Source organism: Argonema galeatum A003/A1, from assembly GCF_023333595.1.
Taxonomy (GTDB): Bacteria; Cyanobacteriota; Cyanobacteriia; order Cyanobacteriales; family Aerosakkonemataceae; genus Argonema; species Argonema galeatum.
Window position 1 is genome coordinate 15,514 of the sequence record NZ_JAIQZM010000043.1, and the last position, 20,415, is coordinate 35,928.

At 43.9% G+C, this 20,415-nt stretch carries 18 protein-coding genes; 8 read left to right on the top strand and 10 right to left on the bottom strand.

The window, feature by feature from the left end; translation table 11 throughout:
* The first annotated feature begins 105 nt into the window (after window positions 1–105).
* The gene (locus LAY41_RS28020; RefSeq protein ID WP_249105273.1) at window positions 106–576 is read left to right on the top strand and encodes a DUF4262 domain-containing protein; all 471 of its coding nucleotides are present in this window, start codon (window positions 106–108) and stop codon (window positions 574–576) included.
* Window positions 577–825: 249 nt separating this feature from the next.
* Here LAY41_RS28020 and LAY41_RS28025 read toward each other — a convergent pair whose 3' ends face one another.
* Window positions 826–1,080 carry a hypothetical protein gene (locus LAY41_RS28025; protein WP_249105276.1) on the bottom strand — a complete coding sequence of 85 codons (255 nt, stop codon included), beginning with the start codon at window positions 1,078–1,080 and terminating at the stop codon, window positions 826–828.
* A 166-nt stretch (window positions 1,081–1,246) separates the two neighbouring features.
* Between LAY41_RS28025 and LAY41_RS28030 the strand changes: the two genes are divergently transcribed.
* Entirely contained in the window at window positions 1,247–5,110 is a 3,864-nt protein-coding gene (locus LAY41_RS28030; RefSeq protein WP_249105278.1) for an adenylate/guanylate cyclase domain-containing protein, read from the top strand.
* Window positions 5,111–5,534: 424 nt separating this feature from the next.
* Here the strand turns inward: LAY41_RS28030 and LAY41_RS28035 are convergent, their stop codons facing one another.
* Entirely contained in the window at window positions 5,535–6,893 is a 1,359-nt protein-coding gene (locus LAY41_RS28035; RefSeq protein WP_420840357.1) for a glycosyltransferase family 4 protein, read from the bottom strand.
* Between the two features lie 127 nt (window positions 6,894–7,020).
* Here LAY41_RS28035 and LAY41_RS28040 point away from each other — a divergent pair, with 127 nt between their 5' ends.
* Complete coding sequence (locus LAY41_RS28040) at window positions 7,021–7,224, top strand: hypothetical protein (RefSeq protein WP_249105282.1); 204 nt, start codon at window positions 7,021–7,023, stop codon at window positions 7,222–7,224.
* Here the strand turns inward: LAY41_RS28040 and LAY41_RS28045 are convergent.
* Window positions 7,221–8,312 carry a glycosyltransferase family 4 protein gene (locus tag LAY41_RS28045; RefSeq protein ID WP_249105284.1) on the bottom strand — a complete coding sequence of 364 codons (1,092 nt, stop codon included), beginning with the start codon at window positions 8,310–8,312 and terminating at the stop codon, window positions 7,221–7,223. The genes LAY41_RS28040 and LAY41_RS28045 overlap by 4 nt on opposite strands.
* A gap of 595 nt (window positions 8,313–8,907) precedes the next feature.
* Between LAY41_RS28045 and cas6 the strand changes: the two genes are divergently transcribed.
* On the top strand, window positions 8,908–10,038 hold the full coding sequence (gene cas6 / locus LAY41_RS28050; RefSeq protein ID WP_249105286.1) for a CRISPR-associated endoribonuclease Cas6: 1,131 nt from the start codon (window positions 8,908–8,910) through the stop codon (window positions 10,036–10,038).
* A 254-nt stretch (window positions 10,039–10,292) separates the two neighbouring features.
* Here the strand turns inward: cas6 and LAY41_RS28055 are convergent, their stop codons facing one another.
* The 5 genes from LAY41_RS28055 to LAY41_RS28075 form a co-directional block, all read right to left on the bottom strand.
* On the bottom strand, window positions 10,293–10,910 hold the full coding sequence (locus LAY41_RS28055) for an ABC transporter permease subunit (protein WP_249105288.1): 618 nt from the start codon (window positions 10,908–10,910) through the stop codon (window positions 10,293–10,295).
* The gene (locus tag LAY41_RS28060) at window positions 10,907–12,412 is read right to left on the bottom strand and encodes a sugar ABC transporter ATP-binding protein (protein WP_249105290.1); all 1,506 of its coding nucleotides are present in this window, start codon (window positions 12,410–12,412) and stop codon (window positions 10,907–10,909) included. Before LAY41_RS28060 ends, LAY41_RS28055 begins: the two co-directional genes overlap by 4 nt.
* 72 nt (window positions 12,413–12,484) lie before the next feature.
* Window positions 12,485–13,468 (bottom strand): ABC transporter substrate-binding protein, encoded by a 984-nt coding sequence (locus LAY41_RS28065; protein WP_249105292.1) that lies wholly within the window; start codon window positions 13,466–13,468, stop codon window positions 12,485–12,487.
* Between the two features lie 8 nt (window positions 13,469–13,476).
* Window positions 13,477–13,875 carry a hypothetical protein gene (locus LAY41_RS28070; protein WP_249105294.1) on the bottom strand — a complete coding sequence of 133 codons (399 nt, stop codon included), beginning with the start codon at window positions 13,873–13,875 and terminating at the stop codon, window positions 13,477–13,479.
* A gap of 55 nt (window positions 13,876–13,930) precedes the next feature.
* Window positions 13,931–14,665 carry a M15 family metallopeptidase gene (locus LAY41_RS28075; RefSeq protein WP_249105297.1) on the bottom strand — a complete coding sequence of 245 codons (735 nt, stop codon included), beginning with the start codon at window positions 14,663–14,665 and terminating at the stop codon, window positions 13,931–13,933.
* 165 nt (window positions 14,666–14,830) lie between these two features.
* On the opposite strand from LAY41_RS28075, the gene LAY41_RS28080 reads away from it, so the two are divergent.
* Window positions 14,831–15,256 (top strand): nuclear transport factor 2 family protein, encoded by a 426-nt coding sequence (locus tag LAY41_RS28080; protein ID WP_249105298.1) that lies wholly within the window; start codon window positions 14,831–14,833, stop codon window positions 15,254–15,256.
* A 27-nt stretch (window positions 15,257–15,283) separates the two neighbouring features.
* On the opposite strand, the gene LAY41_RS28085 is transcribed toward LAY41_RS28080, so the two are convergent.
* The gene (locus LAY41_RS28085) at window positions 15,284–15,622 is read right to left on the bottom strand and encodes an ArsR/SmtB family transcription factor (protein ID WP_249105301.1); all 339 of its coding nucleotides are present in this window, start codon (window positions 15,620–15,622) and stop codon (window positions 15,284–15,286) included.
* Window positions 15,623–15,898: 276 nt separating this feature from the next.
* Between LAY41_RS28085 and trxA the strand changes: the two genes are divergently transcribed.
* From trxA to LAY41_RS28100, 3 genes are all read left to right on the top strand, one after another.
* A complete protein-coding gene (gene trxA, locus LAY41_RS28090; protein WP_249105303.1) occupies window positions 15,899–16,255 on the top strand; it encodes a thioredoxin in 357 nt (118 codons plus the stop codon).
* 110 nt (window positions 16,256–16,365) lie between these two features.
* On the top strand, window positions 16,366–17,481 hold the full coding sequence (locus LAY41_RS28095; RefSeq protein WP_249105306.1) for an alkene reductase: 1,116 nt from the start codon (window positions 16,366–16,368) through the stop codon (window positions 17,479–17,481).
* A 243-nt stretch (window positions 17,482–17,724) separates the two neighbouring features.
* Window positions 17,725–18,252, top strand: coding sequence for a peptidoglycan-binding domain-containing protein (locus LAY41_RS28100; protein WP_249105309.1), 528 nt, complete (start codon window positions 17,725–17,727; stop codon window positions 18,250–18,252).
* A 128-nt stretch (window positions 18,253–18,380) separates the two neighbouring features.
* Here LAY41_RS28100 and LAY41_RS28105 read toward each other — a convergent pair whose 3' ends face one another.
* Window positions 18,381–20,339, bottom strand: a complete 1,959-nt coding sequence (locus LAY41_RS28105; protein WP_249105311.1) for an ATP-dependent nuclease — start codon at window positions 20,337–20,339, stop codon at window positions 18,381–18,383.
* Window positions 20,340–20,415 lie beyond the last annotated feature (76 nt).

The window sequence follows — 20,415 nt, forward strand, 5'->3', positions numbered from 1 at the left end:
AAACGACGTATTCTCGTAAAGAAACCCGGTTTCTGCGTAAGTCCTACAAAGGTTTAGAATTATGATTATACTAAAGAAGGCTGCTTTATGCAAGGGGGATTAAAAATGAAAGAGCGTCACATCAATGACCCAGTAAAAAAGAAAATTGTTGATGATGTGAAAAGAGTAGGTTGGCACGTTATGGCAGTGGGTGGAGATCCAGAAACGATGAAACCTGGTTTTGCCTACTCGATCGGTTTATGGCATTCTTTCAAACATCCTGAGATTATTATGTTTGGATTGCCTTATCAAATTATGGGTCACATTATTAACGATATCGGCAGTTTCGTGAAAGCCGGTACACCTATAGTGACGGGTCAGCCCTATTCGGATTTTATCGAAAACTACTCAATTATTTTTGAGAGTGTGGCATCATATCAGCGTGTTGAGTTTTTGTGCTTCGCCGAATGGTTTTACGGTGACGATAATTCTTTTTCTGCTTTACAATGTTTTTGGCCTGATAAGTCAGGTTATTTCCCTTGGGATGCCGAGTTTGATGATAAGTTAATTAGGTGTCAACCGTTGCTATGTGGCTGATAAAATTAGTCATTAGTTATTAGTTATTAGTCATTAGTCATTAGTCAGGCTACCAACTTAAGCCGGGATAGTCTCGCCCTCACCCCCTACCCCCTCTCCCAACTTTGGGAGAGGAGGAGCAAGATTTCCCCCCAAGGTTGGGGGGTTAGGGGGCAAAAATGTCCCGTTTTAGGTTGGTAGTCATTAGTTATTAGTTCGTAGGGTGCGTTACGCTCCACTTCGTTCTCCTAACGTACCGCCCCAGCTTCCTTATGCAGCCAAAGGAAAGGCAGATACGATCGTCCAACCAAAGAAAATAGCACTCCCAAAGCCATGCGCTACAAGGACATCTGGTATTTTCCCTGAAGGTTGTGGTGCGATGTACAACATCGGCACTCCATTACGCTGAATCGATCGCACAACCAACCCACTTCGTGCCGCAGCCACACCCCACCAGGAAAGCGCAATGAGCAACAGCGCTAGAGCCAGCCAAAATAAGCGCTGCTTTCTCATGTAAATTATCATACATTTTTGACCTGTCCAAGCTTACTTTTATCTGCGACAGAGCGCGAGCATTATCTTATATTAGGTGTAGAGTGATGGTGTAGCTATTTATCTCAATCTATGTGACAGTTGGGGTGCGGAATGTGAGTAACAATTGACGTACAAGTTGGCTAGGTAATACAAACTGATGTTATTGAAAGCGCTAAACCGTCGAATTTCCAATGTTTCCAAAAAGATGCCCCTGCATCTTGCCCTTGTAGTACCGTTCGTTCTGCAAATGGTGGGGGCGGTGGGACTGACGGGATATTTCTCATTTAAAAATGGAGAAGAATCAGTTAACAAAGTCGCTGCCCAGTTTGGGAGACAGATTAGCGATCGCATTCAGCAGAATCTGCAAATATTCCTCGCTACACCTTATCAGATTAATCAAACTAACCAAAATCTTGTTACAGAAGGACTGCTCAGCACAGAAAAGCTGCAAGCTTGGGAGAAATATCTATGGCGGCAAGTTCAATCATTTGATTATATCACATCTATTTCAGTAACAACTACCCAGGGAGATCGGATAACTGGACAATTCTTTGAAGATGGCACGAAGTTAATTAGTATTACCGAAAAACGCGCTGGTTCTAAATTTCATAATTCTTATATTTATAACACGAATAGCAAAGGCGATCGCACTACTCTTAGGCAAGTTATCAAAAACGTTAACATCCCGAAAACCCCCCGGTATATAGATAGCATAAAAGCTGGCAAACCAATGTGGAGCAAAGCTTATGCTACAAGGCTTGAACCAACTTTATTTATAAGTGCTACTCAACCGCTTTACAGCCAGGATGGATCTCAAGTGCGGGGGTTATTAAACACTTCACTACGGCTAGATTACATTGGTAAATTATTACAAAATATAAAAATTGGTAAATCGGGACAAGCATTTATTATTGAAAGTTCGGGTAAGTTACTGGTAACTTCCACCAATGAGAAGCCATTCCGAATCGGGAACAATCAAAGAAAACCGTTCAAGGCTGTTGATAGCAATAACCGCTTAACTCGATTGACCGCCAATTATTTAGCTACCAGGTTTGGGGACTTAAGCCAATTGCAAAATCCGCAGCAGCTTGATTTTAAAATAGATGAACATAAACTTTATGTGCAAGTTCTGCCACTGCGAGACAGCAGAGGCTTAGATTGGTTGATTGTGGTTGTTATTCCTAAATCTGATTTCATGGAAGAAATCAACATGAATACTTATACCACGATTGTGTTATGTATAGTAGCCTTGCTTATAACTATACCGATCGGTATCCTTACATCTCGTTGGGTAGCTGAGCCAATTCTAAGCTTGAGTATGGCTGCGAAGGCTATTGCTAAGGGAAATTTGGATGTGAGAGTAAAGAGCGATCGCTCTGATGTACTTGGGCAACTCGCTCATTCATTTAACAAGATGGCTCAACAGTTACAAGAGTCATTTGTCGCTCTATCAACGACAAATCAAGAATTAGAAGTTCGCGTGGCAGAACGCACAGAATCTCTGGCTGCTGCCGAGGCAGAACTGCGGGGCATATTGGCGGCAATGACTGAAATTATCTTAGTATTTGATGTGGCAGGTCGCTGTATAAAAATTGTGGCGACCAATCCCCAACTTTTATACAAACCTGTTGACGAACAGTTAGGCAAAACAATACACGAAATTTTTACAGCAGAGCAAGCCGATCCTCTTTTAAACCATATTCAAACAAGTATAAAGACACAAAATCGAGTTAATTTTGAGTACAGTCTGACGCTCGGACAGCAGCAAGTTTGGTTCGCCGCTTCGATTTCACCTATTTCGGAAAATTGCGCGATTTGGGTAGCGCGAGATATCACCGAGCGCAAGTTAATGGAGGAGAAAGTACGATCTTCTGAGAGTAAAATACGCGCAGTATTTGAAGCAATGACTGATGTTGTGCTGCTACTAGATATCCAAGGTAATATAGAAATTGTGCCAACGAATACGGCGCTTTTGTACGAACCAGACCTTGACGTAATCAGTTATACGATCGAACAATTTTTTGACGATCGAATATCTGAAACTTGGTGGCAGCAAATTCGGCGAGCTTTAGATGCACAGCAGACAATAGAGTTCGATTACAGCCTCACAATAGACGGACGTGAAGTTTGGTTCGCCGCTAAAATTTCACCCATGTTAAACGATACCGTTATTTGGGTGGCGCGGGATATCAGCGAACGCCAAGCCGCACTTCGCGAACTATCGCAAGCAGAAGAAGCCTTGCGCCAAAGTGAGGAACGGAATAGAGCTATTCTGGCGGGGCTTCCCGATTTAGTTGCACGGTGCAACAAAGATGGCTTTTATTTGGACTACAGATCTCCCATAAACTTTAAAACCTTAGTGAAGGGCGATACACCGATCGGCAAGAATTTCTTTGAAGTATTACCACCAGATACTGCACAACGCCTGATGGGATATATCGAACAAACACTGCAAATAGGTGAGGTGCAAATCTTCGAGCAGCAAGTGACAATTGAGGGTATAGTTTATGACGAAGAAGTCAGAGTTGTGCCGAGCGATGAGGATGAAGTATTAATAGTTGTCCGCGATGTCAGCACACTCAAACGGCTGGAAAAAGAGCTATCAAAATCTCAGCAATTCTTAGATAGTATCGTGGAAAACATTCCTTTAGCGTTGTTTGTCAAAGATGTGCAGGATAACTTTCGTTACGTACTCTGGAATCGTACTGCTGAGCAAGTCTATGCTATTCCCCGCGAGCGGGCGATCGGACACACCCTCTACGATTTGGTCGAGCGAGAACTTGCCGAAGAGTTGATCGCTCAAGATCGAGAAGCTATTGAAAAACGCGAATTAATTGTCCATGAAGAGATATTTGATAGTGAATACCAAGGACTTATTTGGCAGCGAGTGATGAAACTGCCCCTGATGAACGAGTCGGGAGAAGTGACTTACTTAATTTATATAGGTGAAGATATCACAGAGCGCAAGCGAGCAGAAGAAGCCCTCAGACAAAGTGAAGAACGCTGGCAATTAGCGCTTAAAGGCAACAATGACGGTATTTTCGACTGGAACATCAAAACGAATGAAATATTTTATTCCACCCGGTATAAAGAAATATTGGGATATCTCGATCGCGAGATGAGCAATGACTATAATGAATGGGCTAGTCGTTTGCATCCAGATGATATTAACCGGGTAATGAAAACCCTCCTAGATCACCTAGATCGTAAAATTCCTTATTACGCCGTCGAGTATCGCCAGCAGTGCAAGGACGCCTCCTATAAATGGATTTTGAGTCGGGGACAGGCACTATGGGATGAAGAGGGGAACCCGGTGCGAATGGTGGGCTCGAATACCGACATCACGGAGCGCAAACAAGCAGAGGAAGCTTTGCGTATAGCACAAGAAAAGTCAGAGAGTTTATTGCTGAATATTTTGCCTAAAGCGATCGCAGACAGACTAAAACAAAATACTTCTGCAATAGCCGAACATTTTGAGGAAGCTACTATTCTGTTTGCCGATATTGTTGGCTTTACTCCCCTTTCTGCTAAAATGCCTCCTATAGAATTGGTCAACTTACTTAATGAGATTTTTTCTAACTTTGACGAACTTGCTGATAAACACGGTTTAGAAAAAATTAAAACTATTGGGGATGCTTACATGGTGGTAGGCGGTTTGCCAGTGCCAAGAGACGGCCATGCAGAAGCCATTGCAGAAATGGCACTGGATATGCAGGCAAGCATTAACCGCTTTCGGTATGAAAAAAACGAGCTATTACAAATTCGCATCGGCATTAATACGGGACAAGTGGTAGCGGGAGTAATTGGAATTAAAAAGTTTATCTACGATCTGTGGGGCGATACGGTTAATGTTGCTTCTCGGATGGAATCATCTGGACTACCGGGTAACATTCAAATCACATCTTCGACTTATGAGCTATTGCAGGATAAATATTTGTTTGAAAAAAGGGGGACGATCAAGGTAAAAGGCAAAGGCGAAATGACTACTTATTTTCTCTTAGGTAGAAGGGACGATCGGTAACTAAAACAGGACTTACGCATTAGCCCCCCTAATCTGGGGGGAGAAAAAACTAGGACTTATATCGTGTTCGGTTGCATCGTTAGTACATGAGTGATATCGTCAAATTGTCTGTTGTCATCGTTGGTTAAATTTTTACCGCAGATGAAGACAGATTAACGCAGATTAACGCAGATAAGAATAAGAACATAAATTTTGAAGGTGACCGATGCGTAAGGACATGATATTACGCATTTGCTCGCCGCACCTAATACATCTGTAGGGGCAATTCATGAATTACCCCTAAATGTAGGGGTAAAAGCGCCAACAATCATGGTAAGTCCTGAAAACTTATTCCCCCCAAATCCCCTCGTCCTTGTTCCCCCCAGATTTGGGGGGCTAGGGGGGAGAAAAGCGTAAGTCCTTACTTTTTAGAGCGGGTTAGGTTCTAAGCAACCGGAGTTGATATTGCTTTTTTTGTCACACTTTTTGCGGTGACTTTCTGCCCGACTTGTGCAACAGATCTTTCCGAAGTGCGGGAAAGGGGTAAATGGCTAAAGTGTTCGCCCATAATCGACTCAGCTAGCAAGCGACGATATAGTTCGCTCAACTGAATTGCTACTCCCGTCCAGCTAAAATTCTGACGCACTCTTACCGACGCCTGTATTCTTAGCTTTTGAGCCCACAATTCGTCTGCTAGGATGCGATCGATCCCTTGAGCAAAAGCCGCAGTATCTTGTGGAGGAACCAGCAAACCCGTTTCCTCCGGCACAACGGTAAACTTCAACCCCCCCACATTTGACGCTACCACTGGCGTACCGCAAGCCATAGCTTCGATCGCCACCAATCCAAACGGTTCGTAGTGGCTGGGTATAACGCACACATCAGCAGCTGTGTAGTAGAGTGGCAGCAAGTCGTGTCCGACAGATCCCGTAAATAGGGTTTGCTCTGCCAATCCCATTTCTTGCACGATCTCCTCGATTCGTTCTCTTTCGCGCTCATCCGCACGCTCTGGATCGCTTCCTCCCGCAATTACGAGGCGGAGGTTTCCCTTCTTTCTCGCCTGAGTTTCGGCACAAGCTCGCACCATCGTCTCGATCCCCTTGCGAGGATCGAACCTTCCCACATAAAGCACGATTTGCTCATCCGGTTTGAAACCTAACTTAGCCCTGGCTTCATTTTTGGGTAGCACGCGGAAATTATCAATGTCTGTACCGCAGGGAATGACTTCAATGCGCCCTTGCTGACAAACTAACTGGCGCAGGTAATCGCGTTCTTGAGGACTGGTGGCCACAACGCAGTGTGCTTTCTCCAATATTTGCCGCTCAACTGCCAGTCGGGTAGAAGCGATCGCAGGTATTGTGCGAACAGATTGGTACTTCACCGCACCCAAGGAATGATATGTGTGGACTACCTGAATGTTGCTCGATTTTTGCAACTGCAAGCCAATCCAAGCAGAAAGCCAGTAATTGGTATGAACTAGCGGATAATTAGTGCCTTCTTTGCTTTGAAACTTTTGGAATGCCTCTACAAATTGAGGCATATATTCAAACAGTCGATCTCGTGGAATAAAGCCTTCTGGCCCAGCTACCAGACGAATCGTGCGGCAGAAGGGTGAATGCTGCACAATTCCAGGGTCGTTTGGGTTAGTTTTGCGGGTAAACATATCCACCTGCCAACCCAATTTTGCCAAAGATTCTCCTACTTGGCGTACATAGACATTTTGCCCACCAGCTTCTTCTTTACCAACTTCCGCAGCTGGGTCAGCATGATCTGAAATAAGTGCGATCGCTTGTCTGCCAGGTATAACTGGACGAGCGTAGATAAAAGGTGACTCTTTTGATGATGAATTAGAAAAATGATTTGAGGCTCTCTGAGCCATCGGCTGCCTACTTTGATGTAACATACCCAGACCTCAGTTGAGTTGATTTTTTTTGTCAGTTGTCAGTTGTCGGTTGTCAGTTGTCAGTTGTCAGTTGTCAGTTGTCGGTTGTCAGTTGTCGGTTGTCAGTTGTCAGTTGTCAGTTGTCAGTTGTCAGTTGTCGGTTGTCAGTTGTCAGTTGTCAGTTGTCAGTTGTCGGTTGTCAGTTGTCAGTTGTCAGTTGTCATTAATTATTTTTTTGACTTTTGACTTTTAGCTAGCAATTAGATCGCTTACCAACGCTGGTTTATGGCGGACGTGACCTTTATGAGAGAAGCGTTCTGCCAAAAGTTGTTGATAAACCTCCTCGTAACCATCGGTCATTTTTTGGGCGCTGAAATTAGCTATTATGTGTTCTCTACAAGCGTAACGGTCTAATTCACCTATTTTTGCTACAGCAGCTACGCACTCTTCCACAGTTTCGCACAAAAAGCCGCTCTTACCGTGGGCAATTATTTCCGGCGTAGACCCCATCTTCATGGCAATCACTGGCGTACCCGTTGCCATCGATTCAATCATCACCAAACCAAACGGTTCGCGCCAAGTAATTGGGAATAAAGTTGCAACTGCCCCTCCCATCAAGACAGACTTTTGAGCGTGGTTTGCTTCGCCCAAATATTCAATCTGTTTGCCATCAATGTGGGGCTTAATTTCCCGCTCAAAATATTCGCGATCGACTAGGTCCACCTTGCCTGCCATCTTCAAATGCCAGCCAGAACGCTTGGCAATTTCTATCGCTAAATGCGGCCCTTTTTCAGGAGAAAGTCGTCCTAAAAAAGCCAAGTAAGGGGGATTATCCGGTCTTTCGCGAAACTTGTAAGTGCTTACGTCAATGCCGTTGTAGACTGTAGCTACGCAGTTCAAATTCAGTCTTGCTTCCCGCTGTGCATTGGAGATACTCACATAAGGCTGACGGCGAGCGTGCATAAACATCTTCTCGTTATCGGGGGTAAAAACGCCGTGCAGCGTGTGGACAGTGGGCGTTTTTACTAGACTTGCGTATGGCAAAGCGGCGCAACCCATGTGAGAGTGAATGATATCAAACTCCGATGCCCGTTCGTACACCCAACTTAGTTGCAGCATTTCGTAAATGCCATATTCCTTGACTGTGGGGTCTAAACGTATGGCTCGCGGGTGAACGGACTCTAATTTAGCTAGAGTAATAGAATCACCACTTGCAAACAAAGTGACTTCATGACCCCGCCGGACTAATTCATCGCAAAGCAGTCCGACAACTAGCTCAATACCACCATAAGCTGGCGGTGGAACTCGCTCCCACAGCGGGGCAATTTGGGCAATTCTCATTACAAACCTCCTAATAGTACGCAGGTGCTAAACTCTTTCGTGATGATGAGGCTGATTCATATCTTACTGAGTGCCTTCTAGTTTCGCATCCTGCTTAAGAACTATCACCTGAGATGAAATTTAGGCAATAATTTACAAATTTGCAAGGCAATTAAATACGGAGATCTCGTCTTGTACAGGTAGAGATATCCGCACTATTTGGATTCCTAAAAGTATATTTATCGCCTTTTTGGCTACTACAGGAATGGGTATATTTGATTAAATCTCACCTGGATTTCATTTGGATCTAGGCAAGAATGGATGCGATCGCTAAAAATAGAGGTCATAATTCAGATTTATAAGCCCTAATCTGCATTTAGAGCCAAATTAGCCAAATTAAGGCTCAAATCTAATGCTTAAAGCCTAAACGATCTTTTTAACTTCTAAACCCTTTATTATAACTCCAAATTTGGCCTCTGAAACTTAGCCGATCGCGTAAATCCTATTCATATTGGCTTATTTTGGTATCGTTACTGTATCGATCGTTCATTGTGGAAACGGCTATAATCGAATTTATCCCCTCATGGGGATGGAACCCGCGTAACTTATCCCTGCTATGACTCAAACTCTCAGACGCACTCGCAAGCGTACTCAAAATGCCTCTTATAATTCTATTCCCACTTGGTCAGACGATACCGAGTTGGTGGGATTAGTGTTTGAACTGTCATCCAGCACTGGCGGACTCTTGCCACTTCAGTATGCAGTGGGACTTCATGCTTGGTTTTTGGATCGAGTGCGACAGATTGACCCAGATTTGTCTGCTTATCTCCACGATGGGGAATCAGAAAAAGCTTTTACTATCTCTGATTTAAATGGTGTTTTGATTCCTCAAGGTAGGCAGTTACAAGTTGCAGCAGATCGGGTTTATCGCTGGTACATAACCGCACTTTCTCAGCGGTTGGTGCAATGGTTGGCTAAGTGGATGCAAGCGTTACCAGTCGAGGTTAGTTTGCGAGATTTACCGTTAAAAATTATCTCTTGTCAGGTTGGCCAACCGCCTACTACTTACGCCCAGTTGCTATCAACAGAAATCGATAAAAATCTCACTCTCAGCTTTGTTTCGCCAACTAGCTTTCGTCGCAAAGGACATCATTTTCCCTTACCGATGCCGATAAATTTGTTTCACAGCTATTTGCGGCGATGGAATGATTTTTCGGGGATGCCATTTGAACAAGATGCGTTTCTAGAATGGGTGGATGAAGGAGCGATTATTCACCGTCACCAACTGTCATCCTGTAAGGTACAAGCAGGGAAAAAGGGTTCGGTGACAGGTTTTACTGGTGCTTTAGAATTGGGTTTGTCAAGTAAAGCCAGAGAAAATTCTCAGTTTGTCCAGTTATTTTATGCTTTAGGCGAATTAGCGATTTATTGCGGTACGGGACATAAAACCACTTTTGGGTTAGGACAAACTTGTAAGGGTTGGATAGTTGATAGCGGTACATCTGCGGCGTCTTCAATGGAGGATGTGTTGGCTAATAGGATTGCAGAATTAACGGAAATTTTCACCGCACAACGCAAGCGCACTGGTGGAAATCGCACTGCTGAAATTGCCGAAACTTGGGCAACTATTCTGAGTAGGCGAGAGTTTGGGGAGTCGTTGCAGGATATTGCTACAGATTTGGATATGCCTTATGAAACAGTGAAAACTTATGCAAAGTTGGCGCGACGCACTTTGAAGGCGGAGTAGTTTTAATATCATGTCATTACGCATCGGTTACCTAAAAAATTCCTGCGATCGTTCTTATCTGCGTTTATCTGCGTGCATCTGTCTTCATCTGCGGTAAAAATTTAACCAACGATGACAACAGACAATTTGACAATATCACTCATGTACTAAGCTGTGGCGCATCTACAGTGGCTTGCAGTCGAATGAAGTACACCCGGAGAAACCCGGTTTCTTCAAGAAACCGGGTTTCTCTGTACCTCTTCCTTTTCTCACCCTCAAGCAGCGCTAGAACGAGTGCGAACTTTGTCAATAGTCACGGCGATAATAATCACCAGACCTTTAACAACTAGCTGCCAGAAAAATGACACATTCATCAACGTTAATCCATTGTTGAGTAGAGCAATAATTAAAGCACCGAGTAAAGTACCCCAGATGGTGCCGATTCCACCCGTGAAGCTCGTTCCGCCCAATATTACAGCTGCGATCGCATCGAGTTCGTAGCCCTGCCCCAACATCCCAGTCGCACTGTAGAGCCGAGAGGCGCTCATAATACCGCCTAAACCAGATAGTAACCCACTCACGCCGTAGACAAATAACAGCACCCGACTCACTTTAATTCCTGTCAGTCTTGCTGCCCGTGCATTCCCCCCCACAGCGTAAATATGTCTCCCCAGGACTGTCCGTCTTAAAACAAACCAACTAACTATGACTGTCAGCAAAGCAATGACAACTAGCCAAGGAATTGGGCCTAGATAATTGTTGCCTATCCAAGCAAAATCTAGATTTCGATTAAGAACTGTAGTGCCATTGGCGACTAAATAAGCAACACCCCGCAAAGCCGTATAGGAACCAAGCGTAACGATAAAAGGTGGCAAACCTAAATAGGCAATCAACGACCGCTCATTCCCACAATTTCCGGCAGCTCGCTGGAAATCATCAAAATAGCTACACCTTTTGCTGCCAGATCGCTAATAATTCGATAAATTTCGCTTTTTGCGCCAATGTCCACACCTCGCGTTGGTTCATCTAGCAAAAGTACCTTCGGGTTAATTGCCAACCAACGTGCTAGCAATAACTTCTGCTGATTTCCCCCAGACAGATCCATTGCCCTGATGCTTGGACTGGCAAGACGAATCCCTAAATCTTTAATGGCATCAGTCACCACTTTGGCCAGGTTTTTTGAATTTATAATGCCAGCTTTTGTCTCTCGATCCAGAACATTTAGAGTTATATTTTCACCAGAAGTCATGTCTAGAAATAAACCTAGATTTTTGCGATCTTCTGGTACATAAGCAATTCCGGCTTCAATTGCATCATCTGGCGTCAAGATGTTCAATGGACGTTTATTTTTGATATCTTCTGGTACATAGGCAATTCCCGATTCAATTGCATTACTTGGCTCGGAGATATTGAGAGGACGACCTTCCAGTTTTATTTCACCGCTAGTCCTTCGGTCAGCACCAAAAATAAGACGAGCAAGCTCAGTTCTACCAGCGCCAACCAAACCCGCTAAACCAACAATCTCGCCAGCATGGAGTCGAAAACTCGCAGGCTTTACCTTGCGCCCATCACTTAAATTCGTTACCTCAAGGACAACTGGGCCAGGAGTTGTTTGACGCTTATGTTCGTATAAATCCTGTAAAGAACGACCCACCATCATTTCCACTAGGCGCGCGGCGGAAATTTCACTCTTTTCCAGAGAGCCAATATACCCACCATCTCGGATCGCACTAACGCGATCGGCAAGCGCATAAATCTCTGCCATCCGATGGCTAATGTAAATAATGGCAATGCCCTCATTTCGCAAGCGGCGAACAACCTCGAAAAGCTTTTCTGTCTCGCGGTCTGAAAGCGCTGCTGTTGGCTCATCCATCACTAGAATGCGGCTCTTGTCTTTGAGTGCCCTAGCTATTTCAACTTGCTGCTGTTCGGCAATTGATAGTGTCGAAACAAGGTCTCCAGCATCAAAACTGGCGTTGAGATTTTCCAGTACCTCAGTTGCCTTACGCCGCATTCCGTCTTGGTCGATGAGATTACCTCCTTTCGTAAGCTCACTTCCCATAAAAATGTTTTCAGCAACCGTCAGATTGGGGGCGAGATTCAGTTCTTGATAAATAATGGCTATGCCCAAATCTCTGGCTTGGCCGGGGTCTGTCATCTTAACAGCTTGACCGTCAATTCTAATCTCACCTCCATCGGCTATGTAGGCTCCAGCAAGAATTTTCATGAGTGTACTCTTGCCCGCACCATTTTCACCCATAAGGGCATGAACTTCCCCAGGGTAAATTGTTAGGTTTACATCATGCAAGGCCGTAAAACCGTGGAAGGTTTTTGTAATGTCTTGCATTTCGAGGACAGGCTTAGTTTTTATTGAGGCTTGAGTGCTACTTACCATCAGAAATACCTGTGCTTTTTATGTAAGTACGATTAAATCCATAAATTTGTGGAATTAACAAGAAAAACCAGTTTATTCACTTGTCCAGCCTTTATGCTTATTAACGTTTTCACGAGTGATGAGCGAGACTGGGATGAGAATGTTTGGATTGGCAGGCTTTTTCCCTTTGAGAATGTCGTTCCCGACCTCAACTGCCTTGGCTGCCATGCGAAATGGGTCTTGAGCCGCAGTAGCAACAAATAAGCTATTGTTCTGCTTAAGCGCATCTAGTGCCTCTGGTGCGCCATCGACGCCAACAATAAAGAACTCGTCTCGTTGGGCCTGTTTAGCGGCTAGCTCTGCACCGATGCCACAAGGGTCATTAATTGCAAAAACGGCATCGATTTTTCGGAAGGAGGTGAGCAAATCGCTCATTACTCTCAACCCACCATCACGGCTACCTTCTGCATTCTGATCTTTGGAAAGAATCTTGATACCAGGATATTTGGAGAATACGCTCAGACATCCCTGAACTCGCTCAACTACTGAAGCGACGGGTGGCCCGTTGATAATCACAACATTGCCTTTACCCTTTAAGCGATCGGCAATGTATTTACAACTCACCTCACCAGCTTGCACGTTATTTGAGGTAACAGTGGCATCAACACCTCCTTCAGCGGCGGTATCAACTGCAACGATCGGAATTCCTGCTTGCTTAGCTTTTTCTACAGCTGCAAAAATCCCTTTGGTGTCGGCAGCATTGAGTACAATCATGCTTACCTTTGAGGCAATGAAGTTTTCAATTTGGTTGAATTGCAGATTTAAGTCGTCCCCACTGGAAACGACTATTGTCCTCACGTCTCCACCGCCAAGTTTCTTGGCTTCGGCTTGCGCCCCCTTACCAACTTGCACAAAGAAGGGGTTGCCGAGGTCACGCACAGTTACAGCAACTGATGAAACTTTTGTTTCCCGCTTGTTGCTGTTTTGAGGGTCGATCGCTGATGATAAAACTTTGTCAGCTATCTTGTTGCGCTTGGGCGCTATCTTAAAGAGCGCCCAAGCGCAACAACGTACCAAATATTTAACTATCGAGTACAAGCAAAATTTAAAAGCCGTTGCTCCACACCAGTTGCAGAATGCAAAGAATCAGCCGCAGGCTGGTAAACAATCTTAGTTTCAGACTCAAATTCTCCTCTGTACTCTATAAGCAGTTGCTGATTTCTGCAATTCCCCTCAAGTCGGAAATATTGAGCTTCAGGACTAGCCACTTCAAAAACCACAGTTTCTCCCTGCCTTTCCACACGGTTGATATTCATATACCAGGGAAATTGTTCGGCGTAGGGATTTCCAAGTTCTGACGGTGCCAAAGTTCCTGGTACTTCTGCCCATACAAACTGTCTGCCAGCTTCAACTATTGGTTTAATTTTTGCTGACTGTACAACTAACATAGAAGCAGCGGCCATAAAAATAGAAAACCTATTCACGATATTCTACCAACCAAATATCAAAAGATTGAAATACAGACTATAGGGCTAATCCCTATGGAATAGATTGGAAAAGTACATCGAGAATTTCGTATTTTTGCCAACCAACCGCATCAAAATGCCACCATTCTTTCGGCAGCGGTATAAACCCCCGTTTTTTCATCGCCTCCTCCAACAAAGAACGGTTTCTCTTAGCTTCGGCGCTGGCACCTCTGTATTTTCTATGGGCTCGCGGTGTAAAATTATCAAATTCGGTCGGCATTTCCAGTTCTTGCCCATTGCTATCCACCAGCGTTATATCTACTGCCGCGCCGCGATTGTGCTTTGAGCCTTTTGCCGGATTTGCCACATAGGGACGAGCTGATGGAATTTTCCACATTAGCTTTTGAACTGATAGCGGTCTGTAGCAATCATAAACTTTCAGTCCCAGTCCCTGTTTCTCCAAATCTTCTTGAACTTGTGACAGTTTTAGCGCCACTTCCCCCCTCAGCAAACATCGCGCCACTGGGTACAGTTTTCTTTTCGTGAAATTATTTTCGGTTGCATAACGGATGTCTTGCACAATTTTGCGATTGATAGTGCCAATATCAACCAGTTGTGCATTATCTATTTTTGGAGACAAAGTAATTTTTGCTTGTGGCGCTGGACTTGGTTTGGCAAGCGTAGAAGCTTTAACGCTGGTTGTATTTTTTACTTCGCTCTCAGCACTCGGTACAGAGTCAGATTTCTGACACGCCAAAAATAAAACCACTAACAGAGTAACAGTGAATAATTTGACCCATCTGCTCATCCTTTTCGATTTCACTCCCGCTTTAGTCTCGATTATGCCGACCAAATCCAGCATATCTTAGCGTGCGATGCTCTTGATTTGGGAAAACCGGGTTTCTGCGTCAGTCCTGAAGACTTGACATTTAGACAGACCTTTCTGTATAAAACCTTAAAGAGGAATCCTAAAATGCCATCTCCGATTCGACCCCCTTTTACTGAAGAAACCGCACGTGCCAAAGTCAAAGCAGCCGAAGACGCCTGGAATACTCGCGATCCTGAAATAGTAGCGCCAGCTTATACAATAGATTCCCAATGGCGAAATCGCACCGAATTTTTTACAGGTAGAGAAGCCATCAAAGAGTTTTTGCGACGCAAATGGGCGAAAGAATTAGACTATCGGCTGATGAAAGAGTTGTGGGCTTATACCGACAATCGAATTTCGGTACGCTTTGAGTACGAATGGCGAGATGCAGAAACAGATCGATGGTTCCGCACTCATGGAAATGAGCATTGGGAATTTGACTCTGACGGACTGATGAAAAGGCGCGATATGAGTGCCAATGATTATCCGATTCAAGAATCAGAACGCCGTATTCACAGGCAGAAGTTTTAGTTGCTGCCAGTTTAAAATTAGCGATCGCTAATCCACCTCTTGTATATTCGCAAGTCCTTTCAAACTCCCCAAGCAATCTACCAATAACTGGCGATTCAGCGAGTTATACTTAGTCTGACCATCTTTTCGCGTCTGAAGTAACCCAGCCTCAATCAGCGTCCTAGAATGGTGACAGAACAGAGCCAGACTAATCCCCACCTGATTCGCTATCTCGGAACCGCTGATCTCCCCACCTAGAGCCAGCAACTCCACAATCCTCAACCGCGTAGGGTCGGAGAGAGCCGCAAAGATTTTAGCTCGTTGTTCTGTGTCATTTTTGGCAGTTCGAGACGCAGAATTCGCCTCAAACCTGTCGTTGTTGTTCATTTTCAGCAGTAGACCGTTATACCTCTATATTACGTCTGGTAGCCCATTACTCAAATAGTTAAATAACCACTTGACTTTCCTGAAAAACTCTTTTACCATTATAGTTAAATGGTTGTTTAACCACTGAACTAAGTGCAGGATTCAGCCCAGACTGGCGACTTTGCGAGGGCGATCGATCTACGAAGAGTGAGATCTAGCCGCATTCTCCACAGCGTTGCGTTGGCGTAGCCTGTTATAAGTACATCGCTTTAGAAACAACTAAGGAGGCTTTTACCTGTGTCAAATAACTCCCAATACATCACACTAACCCACGACAATTTTGAGAGCGAAGTCATTGCTAGTTCGGTTCCGGTTCTCGTAGATTTTTGGGCTTCTTGGTGTGGGCCATGCCGATTGATCAGCCCATTGATTGAAGAACTGGCTGCTGATTTTGACAATCGAGCCAAAGTTGCCAAATTGAATGTTGACCAGCATGAAGGAATTGCGAAGCAATACAACATCCAAGCTATTCCAACTTTGCTTCTTTTCAACGATGGTTTGGTTGTAGAGCAAATGGTCGGTGTAATTCCAAAGGAAGTGCTGGCTGACAAACTCAACAACTTGCTTAAACAGAACACTTTGGCAACAAGGTAAGTAGGTGGAGGGAAATAAGCTGAATATTTAGAAACCCGGTTTCTTGGAGAAACCGGGTTTCTAAAGCCCGCAGTTTTAGTGACTAATGACTAAAAATGGAGATTCTCTCAATGAATACCAATGTAAATCTTCTTTCACCTGTTAAACTCGGTCGTTACGAACTACCCAACCGAATTGTAATGGCTCCGTTAACGCGGATGCGTGCTGCTGCGGGAAATGTGCCAACATATTTGAATGTTACATATTACGAACAAAGAGCTTCAGCGGGGTTGATTATTGCCGAAGCGACTCAAGTTTCGCCTCAAGGTGCTGGATATCCAAACACGCCAGGTATTTATTCACCAGAACAAGTTGGTGGATGGCGACTCGTAACGGATGCAGTCCGCGATCGCAAAGGGCTCATTTTCTTGCAACTTTGGCACGTCGGGCGCATCTCCCACCCATCGCTACAACCAGGGGGAGAACTACCAGTCGCACCAAGTGCGATCGCACCCGAAGGAGAAGCAATTACCTTCCAGGGGCCAAAACCTTTTGTAACGCCCCGTGCATTGGAAACAGCAGAAATTCCAGATATTGTCGAACAATACCGTAAAGGAGCGGAAAACGCACTTGCGGCTGGATTTGATGGCGTAGAAATCCACAGCGCCAATGGTTATCTGCTCGACCAATTTCTACAAGATGGTACAAACAAACGCACAGATAAATATGGCGGTTCAATTGAAAATCGCGCTCGTCTTTTATTAGAAGTAACCGAAGCAGTTGTGAGCGTTTGGGGTAGCGATCGCGTTGGCGTGCGCCTCTCCCCCAGCGGGACATTCAACAGTATGCACGACTCAAACCCCGAAGCGTTATTCAGCTATGTAGGTTCCGCCCTCAACCGCTTGGATCTTGCTTATCTCCATATTGTCGAACCCAGGATTGCTGGAAATGAAACGGTTGAAGATAATACCTCTAATTTGGGAGTGCGATACTTCCGTCCCATTTTTAATGGTACTCTGATGGCAGCAGGTGGCTACGATCGGGAAGAAGGAAATGCTGTCTTGGCTGCTGGTGATGCAGATTTAGTCGCCTATGGTAGGCTGTTTATTGCTAATCCAGATTTACCAGAGCGTTTTGCCCTTAATGCACCGTTGAACGAGCCCGATCGCTCAACCTTTTACGGCGGAACCGCTATTGGATATACCGACTACTCAACTCTTAAACAACAAACAGCGTTAACATACTAATCGATCCGAACTTGTATATCCGCTTTTCAGGTGAGTGAGGTACAAAGAAACCCGGTTTCTGGGGTTTACTTCATGCAACTGAAAACCGCTATACAATTGAACGCAGCTTAGTTAGGACTTACGCAATCGCCCCCCTAGCCCCCCAAATCTGGGGGGAACAGGACTCTTCTCCCCCCAGATTTGGGGGGCTAGGCGGGCCAAACCTTTGTTTTTACGTAAGTCCTGTTAGTATAAGGCGGGACAATGAATAGCGATCGGGAATTGGCGAATACCTCTACCAATCCTGCTCCAGCAGATCCAGATTTATACCCGTGGGATTTCGGATCTGCTGTAGCACAATTGCAAGAACTATTAAGCGCCCACGGCTTTGACCTAAAAATAGATGGAGACTTTGGTAGTCGAACAGAAGCCGCCGTTAAAGCATTCCAAAAACAACAAGGTTTGAGAATTAATGGAGTTGTCGATTCAAACACATGGACAACCTTAAAAACAACCATTCAGCCAGGAACTCGCCTCCTCAGACGCGGACATACAGGTGCCGATGTGCGCGAATTGCAAGGATTGTTACAAATCCAAGGCTATAACGTTCCCAGAAACGGCATTTTTTGTGCCAATACCAAACAGGCAGTAATTGCTTTTCAACAAAAACATAAGTTAAAGAATAACGGTATAGTAGACCGCATAACCTGGACAATTTTGCGCGGAGGTTTACCCCTGCCCACTTATTCCAAACAAACCGGATGGTTTTTTAATATCCGCAAATGGTGGTAAACTGATTGCAAATTTCAGATTTCAGATTTCAGAATACTCTTGCCCTTTACCCTTTTTTCTTTACCCGTCTGCCGAAGGCGGTAAAAACATTTTTCAAAATAGACATCTTCAAAAACTCTCAAAATAATTTATTTATCTTGGGTATTATAATTTAACATATCCTCCAAAAGTTTTGCTAACTCAACGAGATGCTGTGGTTCGTTTTCAAGTAACCATTCTGTAATTAAAGGGGAATGTTTTGTTTTATCGAATCGAACCAACGTGCCAGCGAATTGCTCAAATAAGGCTTTGAGAATTTTAGCACCGTGAACGTTTACAACCCATTCAGTACGTGAGAGCGCTTCTTTATTAGTGCCTTTTGGACCGTCATCTCCATTGGTTGTCTTTTGCTCAATAAATTCCTCAATATCTACATCAGTAACATTTTTACCTCCTAAGTCTTTATATTCATTGAAGATATTGTTTAAAACAGAAGCTATTGCTTTTGGATGAAGTAAGTAGTTTTCATACATACGTCGTGCTAGGAATTTCACCGGAATTTCTTTCTTTGCTGGAACTTGTGTCTGCTGCTCCACATCCTTTTCTAAATTATTAGCTGCTCTCCTTAAATCCTCTTTCTGCTTGTCGTTCTTAGTTTCGCTATCAAGCAAAAATCCAATTGCCGGAGGGAATAATGTATTACCTCCGCTGAGCCTGCGATAAATTTCAAATATGGTTGCAGCGTGCTTTCCTTCTAAGTCTCCAGTGTTTTTTATACCTACAATCTTCGTACCTTTCAAAGGTTGTTTGGCTACCTTCTCCAAAATCATTGGGAAGCATAACTCCTCAGTTGCTCCTTCCACCCATAGAATATTATCGGCACCAAACACATCCGATAAGCTAACTCCTACGTCAGATAAAAGAGAACGCATCTGAACTGTGTTTAAAGAATTAATTGATTCCGCTTTTGTTTCGTTGTCTTTGTAACGAAGCTGCATGATAGTAGAAGGATTGGCTGCTGATACTATTTGAGGTGAATGAGTAGCGATGAAATATTGGTGTTGGGGAAATTGCTTGAGAATTTCTATGAGTTTCTTTGCAGCCCCTGGATGCAGAAAAGATTGGGGTTCATCGATAATGATTGTTCGCGGTTCTGGGGAAGTAATCACGACGTAAAGGATAGCGAGGACTTGACCAATTCCAGTTCCGCACGCTGAAAGTGGAAGCGATAAGTCTTCTCGATCATTGTCAGCAGCTTCTTTTGACCAAACCCTAATTTCAACACGAGACTTCTTTGGTTTTGGAGCTATTTCTTTGATGTTTGGGAAAATAGTTGATACGTAGCTGTTATAAAGATTGAAAGTTTTTTGTGTGCCTCTTAATTGCAATATATTGAGGACTTCAGCTAAGTTTGAAGCATCTGGTTTAAGCTGGCTATTATCTCCAAAAGAACAGCTTCCTAGATTAGAGCGCTCGGCATTTAATCGGTATATGCGCTTTGTTAAGAAATTTAAAAATATAGCGCTCAAGGATGCCGTTTTTGCTGGGGAATGGTTAATCTTTTCGATGTCAATAACTAAACAATTGTCATTACCTTTCTTTAGGTAAACCATCTGGCTTTCGTTAAATCCTTCCCTTGATTCTATTATATGAAGTAAGTTAAAAGGCGGTATTAGCCCTTTGATTGGAATACTTCCTTTTATTAGTCCTTCGCCCGATAAACTAAAGGTAAATTCTCCAAATTCTGCACTTTTTAGCCATTCTTGGAAACAATTAACCAATTGATTTTTTGTTGAGGCGTCTTTTTTTTGCGATGTTATTCCAATAGAGTTAGGGTTGAGTTCGTCTAAAAAATTTATGAATTCGTGCTTTGTAAAATTTAACGTAACTTCAACTCTAGATTTTTCCTCTAGTTTTGAAGAAGGGAGAGGCAATGTTTTCATACTCCGATTTGGTACGTTGGAAAAATTTAAAGTAAGCGCTTCTAACAACGCCGTTTTCCCCGCATTATTCTGCCCAACGATAATATTCATGCCGGGGTTAAATTCTAGTTGGCCAGAATCTAAAAACGATTTGTAGTTAAGGACTTGAATTTTAGATATGTACATTTTCTACATCGTAGCAGCTTATTCTTATTCCCCAAAACCTTATTCTATCCCAATGTTAATGCCAACGGCAGGCTAG